This is a genomic window from Virgibacillus profundi, from assembly GCF_002287375.1.
Lineage (GTDB): Bacteria > Bacillota > Bacilli > Bacillales > Amphibacillaceae > Virgibacillus_K > Virgibacillus_K profundi.
The window spans coordinates 1-15,143 of record NZ_NPOA01000022.1 but is presented as its reverse complement, the minus strand read 5'-3'; the positions used below and the strand labels follow the sequence as shown (position 1 = coordinate 15,143).

General features: G+C 36.3%; 13 protein-coding genes and 1 other annotated feature. Of the genes, 9 read left to right on the top strand and 4 right to left on the bottom strand.

Translation table 11 applies throughout. The annotated features are described in order from the left end of the window. Positions 1 to 24 precede the first annotated feature (24 nt). Positions 25 to 507: a LiaI-LiaF-like domain-containing protein gene (locus tag CIL05_RS20655; protein WP_095657430.1), complete on the bottom strand. Its 483-nt coding sequence runs from the start codon at positions 505 to 507 to the stop codon at positions 25 to 27. Positions 508 to 742: 235 nt separating this feature from the next. On the opposite strand from CIL05_RS20655, the gene hemA reads away from it, so the two are divergent. The 8 genes from hemA to CIL05_RS20615 all read left to right on the top strand — a co-directional run bounded on the left by hemA (position 743) and on the right by CIL05_RS20615 (position 9,807). After that, a complete protein-coding gene (gene hemA / locus CIL05_RS20650) occupies positions 743 to 2,107 on the top strand; it encodes a glutamyl-tRNA reductase (protein WP_095657429.1) in 1,365 nt (454 codons plus the stop codon). 84 nt (positions 2,108 to 2,191) lie between these two features. Beyond that, a complete protein-coding gene (locus CIL05_RS20645; RefSeq protein ID WP_095657428.1) occupies positions 2,192 to 3,010 on the top strand; it encodes a cytochrome C assembly family protein in 819 nt (272 codons plus the stop codon). A gap of 12 nt (positions 3,011 to 3,022) precedes the next feature. After that, positions 3,023 to 3,952: a hydroxymethylbilane synthase gene (gene hemC / locus CIL05_RS20640; protein WP_095657427.1), complete on the top strand. Its 930-nt coding sequence runs from the start codon at positions 3,023 to 3,025 to the stop codon at positions 3,950 to 3,952. Beyond that, the gene (locus CIL05_RS20635) at positions 3,952 to 4,740 is read left to right on the top strand and encodes a uroporphyrinogen-III synthase (RefSeq protein ID WP_095657426.1); all 789 of its coding nucleotides are present in this window, start codon (positions 3,952 to 3,954) and stop codon (positions 4,738 to 4,740) included. The genes hemC and CIL05_RS20635 overlap by 1 nt, the downstream gene beginning before the upstream one ends. Further along, complete coding sequence (gene hemB / locus CIL05_RS20630) at positions 4,724 to 5,704, top strand: porphobilinogen synthase (RefSeq protein ID WP_095657425.1); 981 nt, start codon at positions 4,724 to 4,726, stop codon at positions 5,702 to 5,704. The genes CIL05_RS20635 and hemB overlap by 17 nt, the downstream gene beginning before the upstream one ends. Positions 5,705 to 5,725: 21 nt before the next feature. Further along, positions 5,726 to 7,015 carry a glutamate-1-semialdehyde 2,1-aminomutase gene (hemL, locus tag CIL05_RS20625; RefSeq protein ID WP_095657424.1) on the top strand — a complete coding sequence of 430 codons (1,290 nt, stop codon included), beginning with the start codon at positions 5,726 to 5,728 and terminating at the stop codon, positions 7,013 to 7,015. Between the two features lie 674 nt (positions 7,016 to 7,689). Then, entirely contained in the window at positions 7,690 to 8,727 is a 1,038-nt protein-coding gene (gene spoVID, locus CIL05_RS20620; protein WP_240510256.1) for a stage VI sporulation protein D, read from the top strand. Between the two features lie 66 nt (positions 8,728 to 8,793). Then, on the top strand, positions 8,794 to 9,807 hold the full coding sequence (locus CIL05_RS20615) for a phosphotransferase (RefSeq protein WP_095657422.1): 1,014 nt from the start codon (positions 8,794 to 8,796) through the stop codon (positions 9,805 to 9,807). On the opposite strand, the gene CIL05_RS22720 is transcribed toward CIL05_RS20615, so the two are convergent. Next, positions 9,804 to 9,992 (bottom strand): YszA family small membrane protein, encoded by a 189-nt coding sequence (locus CIL05_RS22720; protein ID WP_095657421.1) that lies wholly within the window; start codon positions 9,990 to 9,992, stop codon positions 9,804 to 9,806. The genes CIL05_RS20615 and CIL05_RS22720 overlap by 4 nt on opposite strands. Positions 9,993 to 10,139: 147 nt before the next feature. Further along, positions 10,140 to 10,374, top strand: a binding site (T-box leader). A 56-nt stretch (positions 10,375 to 10,430) separates the two neighbouring features. Here CIL05_RS22720 and CIL05_RS20605 point away from each other — a divergent pair. Next, entirely contained in the window at positions 10,431 to 13,076 is a 2,646-nt protein-coding gene (locus tag CIL05_RS20605; RefSeq protein ID WP_095657420.1) for a valine--tRNA ligase, read from the top strand. Between the two features lie 27 nt (positions 13,077 to 13,103). Here the strand turns inward: CIL05_RS20605 and CIL05_RS20600 are convergent, their stop codons facing one another. Both CIL05_RS20600 and CIL05_RS20595 read right to left on the bottom strand, forming a co-directional pair. Continuing rightward, complete coding sequence (locus CIL05_RS20600) at positions 13,104 to 13,967, bottom strand: ATP-grasp domain-containing protein (protein ID WP_240510255.1); 864 nt, start codon at positions 13,965 to 13,967, stop codon at positions 13,104 to 13,106. A 13-nt stretch (positions 13,968 to 13,980) separates the two neighbouring features. Beyond that, entirely contained in the window at positions 13,981 to 14,877 is an 897-nt protein-coding gene (locus tag CIL05_RS20595) for an ATP-grasp domain-containing protein (RefSeq protein ID WP_095657418.1), read from the bottom strand. Positions 14,878 to 15,143 lie beyond the last annotated feature (266 nt).

The window sequence follows — 15,143 nt, the reverse complement described above, 5'->3', positions numbered from 1 at the left end:
AATGAGGCTGCCTTTTGGACAGCCTCATTTCTTTTTCTTTAATAAATAAATACCAACAATAATTATAGCAATTGGCCAAAATCGCTCAATAAATTCAAAAACATCATAAATCCAGTCAAACCATGCAGGTACCTCTAAGGAGAAGATTAAAATTAATGAAATACCTATGAGCAGAATTCCCGGTAAGAGTCCATGCTTGGTTTGCAGGAAACGAACAATAAATGCTATACCAACTATAAGCAGGTATACAGCCCAATGGTCTATCCAAAAGGAGTAATGCTCCAATCCATGAAAATGGATACCTAATGCTAAAATAATCGTTCCACCAAATAAATTTTGATAGTTTTTAGCAGTATAGCTATGGATTAGTAAAGCTAACCCAATAATAATCAACAATGTAGGCCATGAATAAAAGTCGGTAAAAATTGGAACCTTAAGCTGTCTTAATAAGAAATAGCCCCCAATTCCTATTAATACATATGCTGCCAACGCATTTTGTTTCTTCAATCACTCGTCACCTCAGGTCCTTATATATTGATTTCTTGCTTAATGGTTACTGATATGATAAAGTACATTCGAACTATCAAGGAAGTTTGAAAGCATACTTAATACTATATACGTTTATCCTAACATATTGTTTCAAAATCTGTTCACATTTTCAGGAAATAGTGAATGGGTTTTCGTGTTATAATAGAAGGAACTATTTATTTTTGAGTGGATATTTTTTTGGGGGTAGAATAATTTGCATATACTAAAAGTCGGATTTAATTACAAAACAGCCCCTGTTGAGATTAGGGAAAAGCTTACATTTTCAGAAGCAGCTCTTCATGAAGCGATGACAGAATTGAAAGTACAAAAAAGTATTTTAGAGAATGTAATTGTTTCAACATGCAATCGTACTGAAATTTATGCAGTAGTTGATCAAGTTCATACAGGCCGTTATTATATAAAACAATTTTTAGCTGATTGGTTCAAAATAGATAAAGAAGAATTTACTTCTTATTTACGAATTACTGAAGATGATGGCGCACTTGAGCATTTATTCAGAGTATCAACAGGACTTGATTCCATGGTTCTTGGTGAAACTCAAATACTGGGTCAGGTGAGACAGGCATTCTTAACATCACAAAAAATGAAAACTACAGGAACTATTTTTAATGAGCTTTTTAAACAAGCAATTACACTGGGAAAACGGGCCCAAACTGACACAGCAATCGGTGAACATGCAGTTTCCGTTAGCTATGCAGCAGTAGAATTAGCGAAAAAAATATTTGGTGATCTGCAAAACAAGCATGTTGTTATTCTTGGTGCAGGGAAGATGGGAGAACTGGCAGCGAAAAACCTTCAGGGTTCAGGCGCTAGTAAAATTACAGTATTAAATCGGACACTTGAAAAGGGCAAAATATTAGCTGATAAGTTCAATGCTAAAGCAGAAAGTATTGAAAATCTGCCGGAAGTTATCCGTGACGCAGATATTTTGATCAGTTCAACGGGTTCGGATAATGTCGTTTTAACAAAAGAAATGCTGGCACCTATTCAAAAGAAACGAAAAGGCAGGGCACTATTCCTGGTGGACATTGCGGTTCCAAGAGATATAGATCCTGCACTTAGTGAACTGGATAATATTTTCCTTTATGATATCGATGACCTGCAGCATATTGTTGATGAAAATCTGGAAGCAAGAAAAGCAGCTGCACAGCAAATTGAGCTAATGCTTGAAGAAGAAATTGTTACATTTAAAGAGTGGCTCAAAACATTGGGTGTCGTTCCGGTTATTTCTGCTTTACGTCAAAAAGCACTTTCCATTCAAGCTGAAACGATGCAAAGTATTGAAAGGAAAATACCGGATTTAACAGCCAGAGAAAGAAAAGTTATTAATAAGCATACAAAAAGTATTATTAATCAGCTATTAAAAGAACCAGTTACACAGGCAAAAGAGTTGGCTGCCAAAGATAATGCTGAAGATGCACTTGAGCTTTTCGTTGATATCTTTGGGATTGAAGATGGAGTGAAAGCTGAATTTGAAAAGCAGGCCATGAAAAATGATGCTATTAAAAAACTAAAAAAAAATGAAAAACTATCCTTTCCAACAATTGATACCATTTAAATATTAGGCCATGGCTGATTTTATTCTACAGTTATTGACTGCTCACCTAATTTTTTGCCGTTAACTACGAGAAAGGATTCACGTATGTTTGAAATGAAATGGCTATATGAAATTACATTAATTATTTATGGTTTAAGTTTGGTTGGGTATTTTATTGATTTTATTCAGCGTAACCGGAGGGCGAACAATATGGCCTTCTGGTTACTTAGTATGGTTTGGATTATTCAAACCGTTTTTTTATTATATCAGGTATTGATCGAAAAAAGCTTTCCGGTACAGACATTAAATGATAGTTTGTTTTTTTATGCCTGGATACTGATTACTTTTTCTTTGGTTATAAATAGGCTTTTTCCTGTTCATTTTATTGTGTTTTTTACAAACTTTTTTGGCTTTTTTATATATCTTTTGTATATCTCTACAAATGCACAGGAAAATATGAATAGCAGTGGTATTGAATTCGTCCACGAAATATTGATCGCACATATAACATTGGCAATCGTATCCTATGGTTTTTTCACCATATCCTTTTTGCTTTCGTTATTGTACATTTTGCAATACCGTTTTTTAAAAGATAAAAAAGGATTTAAGTGGATGTGGCGAATCGGTGACTTGAGGGGATTGGATAATTATTCATTTATAGCTGTTACTATTGGCGTTCCTCTATTATTAATTGGTATTATATTAGGTGTAGTATGGGCATATGTGGCGAATGCAGAATTCTATTGGTTTGATATGAAAACACTAGGTTCACTTCTGGTCTTAGTAGTTTATATAGTTTATTTGTTTTTACGCCTTGTCAGAGGTTACCAAGGGAAAACGATTTCGATGTATAATACTGCAGCCTTTTTAATTTTACTAATTAATTTCTTTTTATTTAGCTCGTTATCAAATTTTCATTTTTAGGAGGTTTTTAAAATGCGAAAAATTGTTGTTGGATCAAGAAAAAGTAATTTGGCGTTAACCCAAACAGATTGGGTGATAAACCAGTTGAAAGAGGCTGGAGTGACAAATGAATTTGAAATAAAGAAAGTCGTTACAAAAGGTGATCAGATCCTTGATGTTACCCTATCAAAAGTAGGTGGAAAAGGCCTGTTTGTGAAAGAAATAGAGCAAGCGATGTATGATAAGGAAATAGATTTCGCTGTACATAGTATGAAGGATATGCCATCCTCCATGCCTGAGGGTCTCGTGATATCCTCCATTCCTGTACGTGAAGATCATCGTGATGCTTTTATATCAAAGAATAATCTATCACTGAAGGAATTAAAAGCAGGTGCAATTGTTGGAACAAGCAGTTTACGCCGTGCTGCACAAATATTATCAGAAAGACCCGATGTATCAATTAAGTGGATCCGCGGTAATATTGAAACACGTCTTAGAAAATTAAACGAAGAAAATTATGATGCGATTATTTTAGCAGTATCCGGCCTGAAGCGTGTTGGTTTAAGTGAAGACTTGATCACAGAATACCTGGATCCTGATATTTGTGTGCCGGCAGTTGGACAGGGTGCTTTAGCAATTGAGTGTCGTGAAGATGATCAGGAGATTCGTGAATTATTAGCTAAAATAAATGATGATTATACAACGAGAACGGTTAATGCGGAGAGAACATTTCTCCATTTGCTTGAAGGAGGATGTCAGGTACCTATCGGAGGACATGCTTATTTAGAAAAGGATGACATTATCTTAACAGCATTAGTCGGAACGCCTGATGGTAAAACGATTCTAAAAGAAGTGGTTCGGGGAACTGACCCTGAGGCTGTTGGTAAAGAAGCGGCAGATAAATTGATCAGTCAAGGTGCAAAAGAAATAGTGGAAAAAGTTAAAGAGGAGCTTGACGAGTAATGTCGACCTCATTAGATGGACGAAAAATTCTTATTACCAGAGAAGAGAATCAGGCAAAAGAATTTACTGAAAGAGTTATACAATATGGTGGCACACCAATTGAAACCCCTCTTTTGAAAATTTCATGTATAGATCATGATGAGAGCAGACATTACTTCCGGAATATAAATAAATATAGCTGGATATTTTTCACAAGTGCAAATGGGGTCAAATGTTTTTTTCAGTTGGCAGATAAATATAAAGTGGATATCGAACTGTTTCAACATATTCATCTTGCGGCAGTTGGTCACAAAACAGAAAACTATTTAAAGAAAATCGGCTTAATTGCAGATTTTATACCATCTATTTATAATGCGGATGTCATGGCTGATGAATTCTTAAAGAAATACAAAGAAACAGATTCCATCCTGCTGGTGCGGGGCAATCGATCAAGAGATGTCCTGCCGGTAGAACTTTCAAAGCAGGAGCTTACCTTCGATTCCATCGAGGTTTATGAGACCAGCTATAATTATGAAATAGCAGAAAGCTTAAATAATATTTTACTGCAAAACACCCTGGACTTTATAACATTTACCAGTCCATCCACAGTTGAAGCATTTGTTGAGATGGCTAATGTTAATATTGATACCATATGTGTGTGTATTGGAACAACGACAGAAAATAGAGCACGTGAACTGGGTTTCACTTCTATTATAACTGCTAAGGAATTTACAATTGAAGGAATGCTGGCATGTATTCTTCAATATGTTTCTTCAGAAAGGATAGATTATCATGACAAAAAACATTGAGTTTAAACGCCATCGCAGATTAAGATCCTCAGCTTCCATGAGATCATTAGTACGTGAAAATCATTTACGCACAGATGATTTTATTTATCCGATGTTTGTCATCGAAGGAAATACAATTAAAAATGAAATAGCATCAATGCCCGGTATTTATCAAATCTCTCTTGATCTTTTAGTTGAAGAGGTAAGGGAAGTACATGAGCTTGGCATTAAAGCTATTATGTTTTTTGGTGTGATTCACGATAAGGATGAGCAGGGTACGGGTGCTTTTGTTGATAACGGTATTGTACAGGAAGCTACAAAAATGGTTAAGAGTAAATTTCCGGATATGTTAGTCATTGCGGATACATGTCTTTGTGAATATACATCACATGGTCATTGTGGTGTGATTCATAATCATGATGTGGATAACGATGAATCGCTGAAGCTGCTGGCTAAAACTGCAGTATCACAGGCAAATGCAGGTGCAGACATTATTGCACCATCAAACATGATGGACGGATTTGTTGCTGTTATTCGGGAGGCATTGGACACCGCCGGCTTCAAGAACATTCCGATAATGTCCTATGCCGTAAAATATTCTTCAGCTTTTTATGGACCTTTCAGGGATGCTGCTGACAGCACTCCACAATTCGGTGACCGCAAGACATATCAGATGGATCCGGCAAATCGTCTGGAAGCAATACGTGAAGCAGAATCGGATATAGAAGAAGGAGCAGATTTCCTGATTGTAAAACCTGCATTATCCTATCTTGATATTGTTCGTGATGTAAGAAATAATTTTAATGTTCCTGTCGTTGCCTACAATGTAAGTGGAGAATATTCTATGGTAAAAGCAGCTGCTTTAAATGGCTGGATCAATGAAAAAGAGATTGTATTGGAAAAGTTAACTTCAATGAAACGCGCCGGAGCAGATCTTATATTAACGTATTTCGCAAAAGATGCAGCTAAATGGTTGAATGAATAAATAGCAGAGGAGTGGTTTCTTGTGAAAAATTTTGATAACTCAGTAGATGCCTACAAAGAAGCTGTCGATTTAATGCCTGGTGGAGTAAATTCACCTGTTCGTGCATTTAAATCTGTAGGTATGTCACCAATTTTCATGGAAAAAGGTAAAGGATCAAAAATCACTGATATTGATGGCAATGAGTATATTGATTATGTATTAAGCTGGGGTCCCCTAATTTTAGGTCATGCAGATGAAAATGTTGTCAGTAAATTAAAAGAAGCAGTTGAAAGAGGAACGAGCTTTGGTGCACCAACTACTTTGGAAAATAAATTGGCCGAGCTTGTCATCGAACGTGTACCATCTATTGAAATGCTGCGTATGGTCAATTCGGGAACGGAAGCAACAATGAGCGCACTGCGTGTAGCAAGAGGCTATACAGGAAGAGATAAAATTCTGAAATTTGAAGGGAATTATCATGGGCATGGTGATTCATTGCTTATTAAAGCAGGGTCCGGCGTAGCAACATTGGGATTACCTGATAGCCCTGGTGTTCCAGAATCTATTGCCAAAAATACGATTACAGTACCATATAACGATATGGAAAGCGTCCGTTATGCTTTTGAAAATTATGGTGATGACATTGCGGCGGTTATCGTTGAACCTGTTTCGGGAAATATGGGTGTAGTACCACCTGTGGGTGACTTTTTACAGGAACTAAGAAAAATTACTGCAGATAATGGTACAGTACTGATATTTGATGAAGTAATGACAGGATTTCGTGTAGGATATAATTGTGCTCAGGGTTATTTTGATGTTACACCTGACTTAACTTGTCTGGGTAAAGTAATTGGTGGAGGTTTACCAGTTGGTGCATATGGTGGTAAACGTGAAATCATGGAAAATGTTGCACCGGCAGGAACGATATATCAGGCAGGAACATTATCAGGTAACCCGCTGGCAATGACTGCAGGCTATGAAACATTAAGTGCTTTGGAACAATCATCCTATGATGAACTAAATAGCAAACTGGAAAAATTAATGGATGGATTTAAACAGGCTGCAAAAGATTTTGATATCCCACTGCACATAAATCGTGCAGGTTCCATGTTTGGTGTTTTCTTTACCAATGAGGAAGTTATAAATTTTGAAACTGCTCAAAAATCAAATCTGGATTATTTTGCACAGTATTATCGCGCAATGATTGATGAGGGTGTATTTTTGCCACCATCCCAGTTTGAAGGATTATTCCTATCAACCGCTCATACCGATGAAGATATTACAAAAACAATTCAGGCAATACGTAATGCATTTTCAAAAATTGAAAAGTAAGTTGCCACCTAAGAAGCTATTCCTAACCAGAGTAGCTTCTTTTTACTTGACTTTTTTAGGCTATTTTCACAAATATTGATGTTTTATCATATAGCGTTTTAACTATAGTGTGATTTCTTCTCATTCTTTAGAAGATGAGTGGCTAATTCAGCGCTGCGGAAATATACTTCGCTTTCCGCGGGCGGCTGGTGAGCCTCCTCGTGCTACGCACTGTGGGGTCTCACCGATGCCTTTTCTCCCGCAGGAGTCTTCGTATATTTCCTCCGCTAGTATTGTGTTTTTTCACTTTTTTTTAAAATTAATTACTACTTGATTAATTCAAACCAATACTTGCACATTTGTAGTGGTTGTTTGGAGCGGAGGACCGTTGACTCCTGCTCAGAAAAGCACGTGTCTGAAGACCCCGCAGAGTGGGTTTCTCGAGGAGTCTGAAGCCGTGTCCGCGGAAAGCAACGGTCCGCAGCGGAAAACAACCCAGCGCATACGTCGCAACATTATATCTGCTGTATGATAATACCTAAATAATAATATATTTTTCGGTATACGAGTAACAGCAATCCCAAACTTTTGGATAACTGCCTTTTATTTCATTAGCATAACCTCCATTTATCTCTCATATAGATAATTAAGACATATAAGCATATGGAATATATATGTTGAAGGGAGGAAATCATTTGTCAAATGATCAACCGGTGTTCAGTTTTGAATTAAATGAATCGCTTTATTTTGAAAAGGGACAGGAAGTTGCAGAAATGCGGGGGGTTTCTCTGGATCCTGAAATAACAATTCAATCATTCAATGAGTATATCTCGATAAGGGGTGTAATCGAATTAAGTGGAGAATACCATAAGGTAGCATCTACGGCAGACGAAGATGATCAATCAATGGATTTTGAAAATTACCATTCAAAAAGGTATGTAGAAAGAGTAGTAGATATAGAAGAAGGTGATGCGGAATTTTCTCATCGGTTTCCTGTGGAAATATCTGTTCCAACATATAGAGTAAATGATATTAATGATGTTTCGGTTTATATTGAATCCTTCGATTATGAAATACCTGATCCAAGCCAGTTAAAACTGTATTCTACGATTGAGATTCACGGGATTACTGATCAGTCTGAAGAGTCAGATGGACATGAGGAAGAAGAACAGCAAGCAGAAGCTCTCCCAATGGAAAGAGAAGAGGATGAATCATTTAATTTTGAAATAAAGCAGGAGAAAGATTTAGCCCATGATGAACCTGAGCTATTAGATGCACTGGATATTCCTGCTTTACAGTCAGAAATAGATGAGAATACCACAGAAGAGAATACTACAGAAGAAGAACGTTGGAAATTTAAACAGCAATCTCAAACGCTGAAGCAATTTTTTGATGATTTATCCGCCAAGGAAAATGATGATGATTCGCCTGAGGTAGTCGATACGCTCACGCCGCCCGATAATGAGCCGGATGTATCACCGGATGAAGATGAAAGTATGGAAGATCGAACGGATGAGGTAAAAGATGTAAGTTACCTGTCAGATATGTTTAGAAGTTCGGAAGAGGAACAATATGAACAAATGAGACTTTGTATTGTCCAGGAAAAAGATACAATTGAAACGATTGCTGAACGTTATAAAATTACAACTTTGCAATTAATTAAGCAAAATAATTTAGATGAAGAATATGATGTTTCTGAAGGCCAATTGCTTTATATTCCAAAAAAGAAATAGGATAATTTTTACCCCTTGGTTCTGTTCAAGGGGTATCTAACTTTACTTTAGGTGGTGAAATAAAAGATGGATAGCATTAAAAAGGTATTACAGGCTTATTCTATTTATCCCCACACTATTGATAAAATAACAGATCGTATTTATCAAGTTAGTGATGGACAATCGGACTATGCTCTCAAACGAAGTAAACTGTCCATGGATAAATTAACGAATTGGGAAAATAGCTATCAGCTGGCTTTTTCACATAATTTATCAAGTGTTTTACCGGTTTACTTAACAAATGATGGAAATTTATACAAGAATTCGGAAAATGACATCTTTTATTTAACACCATGGATAGATAATATGGATACAAATATAAATAAACAAACAATGGAGCAATTTTATCGAAATATAGGAAAAATACATGCAAAAACGAAACAAGAGCAAATGATTCAGACAGAAGCTTTAAAACGTAATTTTTATACATATATGAAGTATTGTGAGGATACACTAATACATCTGCTGGATTTTGTAGAGCAATTTGAAAAGAATAGGTATATGTCACCATTTGAATTACTTGTTTGTACCCAATTCCGGGAGCTGGAATATGGACTTAAGGAAATAAATAAACGAATTGAACAATTTATTGATCTGGAAGAAGAGAAAATAACCTGGAATTATAGTTTATGTCATGGGGATCTGGATTTTTCCCATATGCTAACCTCAAACCAATCCTATTTGATTAATTTTGAAAATGCTACATATGAAAGTGCTGCCATGGATTTAGCCATATTTTTTAAAAATGAAGTTGCTGATTATGATTCAGACACTGAATTGTTCATTGATTTATTTTCTCTATATATGGATGCAAATAAATTAACAACAAATGAATTACAACTACTTGTCATTCATTTATTGAATCCCGCGGAATACTTCTCGATCGTTCAAGGTTATGTGAATGGAAATGATCAGGATTCGATGATCGAAAATGTCATTCAACTACAGCATGTATACCGTAAATTTTTATTTGGAATACAATTATCCAGCCATATTGAGAATGAATATGAAACAATCACATTTGATGATCCCGAAAGTTAAATCCATTCTAAATAGAAGGCAATAAACACGCCGACCAAGAGTCCCAGTAAAAAAACATCAAGGGTAGTTGGGAAAAATAATGTGCGAACCAATTGAAAAATCAATATGGGTAAGGTTACCTTTTCAATCACAAATATACAATGTCTTGCCCATGGTGGTAGTCGATACCTGTAATACCTCGCCATTCATATCACCTCTTTTTTAAGGAAATAACTTCACTTTATATACTTTATTTAATATGATATGTATATATATAGTTGTTTTGTGCAAAAACTGTAATAAAAGTTGACGACAAGGCAAGTTATGGATAGAATAAATAGTAATTATTATAATTAAATGTGATGATTGGGAAGAGTACAAAATAGAAACCTGCAGAGAGGGAAATAAAGGGCTGAAAGTTTCCCAGGGAAAAACTATTTTGGAAGGTCGCTCATGAAGCAGCTTCTTTGAAATATAAGTAGAAGAATGCCGGTAATCTGCCGTTATCAGTCAATTGAGTGTACAGGTGTGTTTGATTACTTGTAAACAAAGGTGGTACCACGGAAATTTACCCTTTTCGTCCTTTATTTTAAGGATGAAAAGGGTTTTTTAATTTGTTTTTTTAAAATCAGGAGGTAGATAGAATGAGTGAAAATCAGAAAGCATCACTGCCATCAAAATATAACCCACAGGCAGTAGAAAAAGACCGTTATCAATTTTGGCTAAAAGGAAAGTATTTCGAAGCAACAGGTGATCAGGAAAAAGAGCCTTATTCTATTGTCATTCCACCACCAAATGTAACCGGCAGATTGCACTTAGGTCATGCATGGGATACAACGATGCAGGATACTTTGTCCCGAATGAAGCGTATGCAGGGCTATGATGTATTATGGCTTCCAGGTATGGATCATGCGGGAATTGCTACACAGGCAAAAGTTGAAGCAAAACTGAAAGAGCAGGGAACAAATCGCTATGAATTAGGTCGGGAAAAATTTCTGGAGACTTCATGGGAATGGAAAGAGGAATATGCCGACTTTATTCGTTCACAGTGGGAAAAGCTGGGGCTTGGGCTAGATTATTCAAGAGAACGCTTCACGCTGGACGATGGACTATCTGATGCGGTAAAGGAAGTTTTTGTTAAGTTATATGAAAAAGGATTTATTTATCGCGGGGAATACATTATTAACTGGGATCCACATACAAAAACTGCACTTTCAGATATTGAAGTTATTTATGATGAAGTTCAGGGGAAATTCTATCATATGCGTTACCCAATTAAGGATAGTAAAGAAACAATTGAAATCGCAACAACCCGACCGGAAACGATGTTAGGTGATACAGCAGTGGCAGTTCATCCAAAAGACGATCGATACAAGCATTTAATTGGTAAAACAGTTATTTTGCCAATTATAGGGCGAGAAATTGAAATTGTTGCTGATGAATATGTGGATATGGAGCTTGGCTCAGGTGCTGTTAAAATTACTCCGGCACATGATCCTAATGATTTTGAAATTGGAAACCGTCATAATCTAAAGCGTGTCCTTGTAATGAACGAGGATGGATCAATGAATGAAAATGCAGGAACATATCAAGGGCTTGACCGTTTTGATTGCAGAGAGCAGATTGTAAATGATCTCCAGGAGTTGGGTGTATTATTTAATATTGAAGAAAGAGTTCATCAAGTTGGCCATTCAGAGCGTAGTGGTGCAGTTGTTGAACCATATTTGTCCACACAGTGGTTTGTTGATATGCAGCCACTTGCAGATGAAGCAGTTGAATTGCAACGTAGTGATTCAAAAGTAAATTTCGTTCCAGACCGCTTTGAACATACCTATTTAAACTGGATGGAAAATATACGTGATTGGTGTATTTCGCGTCAGCTGTGGTGGGGACATCGTATTCCAGCATGGTACCACAAGGAAACAAAGGAAATTTATGTAGGTAAAGAAGCACCGGCAGATAGTGAGAATTGGGAGCAGGATGAAGATGTATTGGATACATGGTTTTCTTCTGCGTTATGGCCATTTTCGACAATGGGCTGGCCTGATACGGAGGGGGAAGATTTTAAACGTTACTTCCCAACAAACGTACTCGTTACAGGATATGACATTATCTTCTTCTGGGTAGCAAGAATGATCTTCCAATCCAAAGAATTTACTGGTGAGAAACCATTCAAGGATGTACTTATTCACGGTTTAATTCGCGATGCAGATGGACGTAAAATGAGTAAATCACTCGGTAATGGTGTTGATCCTATGGATGTAATCGAAAAGTATGGTGCAGATTCCCTGAGATATTTCCTGTTAACAGGTTCCACACCAGGCCAGGATTTACGTTTCCATTGGGAGAAAGTGGAATCAACCTGGAATTTTGCTAATAAAGTATGGAATGCATCCCGTTTTTCATTAATGAATATGGAAAACTTCACTTACGAGGATATTGATTTATCCACTGAAAAATCATTGGCAGATAAATGGATCTTAACCCGTTTGAATGAAACAATTGATCATGTAACAAAAAACACGAATAAATATGAATTTGGTGAAGCTGGCCGCCATCTGTATAACTTTATTTGGGATGAATTATGTGATTGGTATATTGAAATGGCTAAGCTTCCGTTATATGGTGAAGACGAGACTAAAAAGAAAACAACTCAATCTGTACTTGCATATGTTCTCGATCAAACAATGCGTATGCTTCACCCATATATGCCGTTTATTACAGAAGAAATCTGGCAACAGCTCCCACATCAGGGTGAATCAATAACAGTTGCTAAATGGCCAGAGACACGAAGTGAATTTCATGATAATGTGGCTTCTAAAGAAATGAAAAGACTAGTTTCCATTATTAAATCAGTAAGAAACATACGGGCAGAAGTGGATACACCAATGTCCAAACAAATTAAGCTTTTAATCCAGGCTGAAACCGCAGAAGTTGTAGCTGAGCTTGAAAATAATCGTGACTACCTGGAGCGTTTCTGTAATCCAAGTGAATTAACAATCGCGACAAAAGTTACAGTTCCCGAAAAAGCAATGTCAGCTGTTGTAACAGGTGCTGAAATTTACCTTCCGCTTGAAGGATTGATCGATTTCGATAAAGAAATAGAACGTCTGGAAAAGGAATTGGATAAATGGACAAAAGAAGTGGAACGTGTACAGAAAAAATTATCTAATGAAGGTTTTGTTAAAAAAGCACCAGAAGCAGTTGTTAAAGAAGAGAAACAAAAGGAAAAAGATTATCTTGATAAGCAGGCTAAGGTGAAAGCAAGATTAAATGAATTAAAACAATAAGTAAATAATGAAGCGGAATTTCAATCATTAATGGAAATTCCGCTTTTTTAATTCTGATTTGATATGAGACACATATTTATGGACAATATTTATATTACTAACAGCACTAAGTGTTCTGGAACCTACGACATCTTCTATTTCATTAAATAGAAGCCCACCATTTAAATCAATTAGAAAATCAATTCCCACCATATCAAAATGAAAATGATTAATTATTTTCCTGATAGTCGCCGTTTCCTGCTCATTAAGATCATATAACCTTGCTGAACCACCGAGTTTGAAATTAGCGCGGAAATCATGATTACTTTCCCGCAAGATTGCACCGACAATTTCTTTTCCAATGATAAAAACACGTAAATCCTTTCCCAGCTTTACATGACTGGATTGTATAATAAAATCATTTGGAAGCTTAACAGTCAATTTATTCCATTCCTGTTGATCCTCAATAAAATATACTTGTTTTCCTCCTCGCCCCGAAGTTTCTTTCACTACAAAAGGAAAGGCCAATGGGGGAGATTTAGGGATATTATCTTTTTTGTAAAAAAAAGTATCTACCATCGGAATTCCAAGATCATTAATATAATGATGGGTAAGTGCTTTATCATTACATATCCGTGAAATATCAGATGAATTGAAAACGATAATCCCACATGATTCCAAATGCAGACTTAATAAAGAGTCAGTCGTGCGAACAACGGCAAAGTCAGGTTTGGAAACGGCTTGTCCATCCATTATCATTATTCGTTCATTTCCTTTAATCCCAATCGTCATTTCTTCTCTTATCATAAGCTCGAGCGATAAATTTTGATATCGAGCTTCATCTATAAACCAATCAATAAAGGATTGATTTAATTCAACATCCGCCTCACTGTAAATTAACCAACCATGCAACTTGTTTTCACCTTCATTCATCCTTTATTTTATCGAGTATGTATTCCATAATAAAATCAGACACATTAATTCCTGTACAATCATACATATTACGGATATGTGCATTAGAATTAATCTCACAAACCAATGGAGTATTGTTCGGTCCGAATAATAGATCAACTCCGGCAAAATCGGCTCCGATTGCTTTAGTTGCGGCAATTGCTAAATTCTCTTCCTGTTCTGTAGGCAGATAAGCTTCCATTGTTCCGCCTGCTGATACGTTCGCCCTGAAATCATTCGCTGCCTTTCGTATCATTGATGCCACCACTTTCTCACCAACAACATGCAGGCGTAAATCTTTTCCATAGCTTGATGAAATAAATTCCTGGAATATGAATGCTTTTCCTTGTAATTCATTGGTCTTCTTCATTAATTCCTCTTCTGTATGCACTAAATAAACCTGCTCACCAAAAGATCCAAATGCTTCTTTTACGATCATAGGCAGTCCTAATTTTTGGATGGCTAACTGTATACTGTTATTATCAGGCTTTCCTTTTAAGAAAATTTTTGGAGCAATGATTGTCTTCGGAATAGGTAACTTATTTTTTGCTAAATATTGATATGTAGCAATTTTGTCGTCACTTATATGAATGGACTCTGCTGAATTAAATACAGGTACACCTAATAACTCCAATTGTTTTGCTAGATAAATGTCTTTATCAGCAAAAACGACATAATCGGGTAATTGATTATTTGATTGCTGCAGAAGCTCTAATTGATTCAATCCCAGAAAGGAAAGTAGTTCGTTGTTTTTATAAATAGTTGTTTTACTACTTTTCTTGGCTGCAGCAGATTGTATCCACTCAGCAAAATCCAAAAATTTATTTCCCGGCAAATTTCCGTTATATATAATCCATCCTTGTTTATTCAATTCATGATATCCTTTCTGCTATACTATGTATTAATGGCTATTTTCGTAAATATTATTGCTCATTAACCTTCGTAGTTGATATAAACTGCGACATAGTGAAAATTATCTAACATGACGCTTTCTCTTATTCTAATGATGGTTGAGCGCTAAAACTCGCTCCGGCAGAATACTTCGCTTTCCACGGGCACGGCCTCAGCCTCCTCGAGAAAACCACTCTGCGGGGTCTTCGGACGCGTGCTGGGACTGCGATTACTCGTCCCACCGAA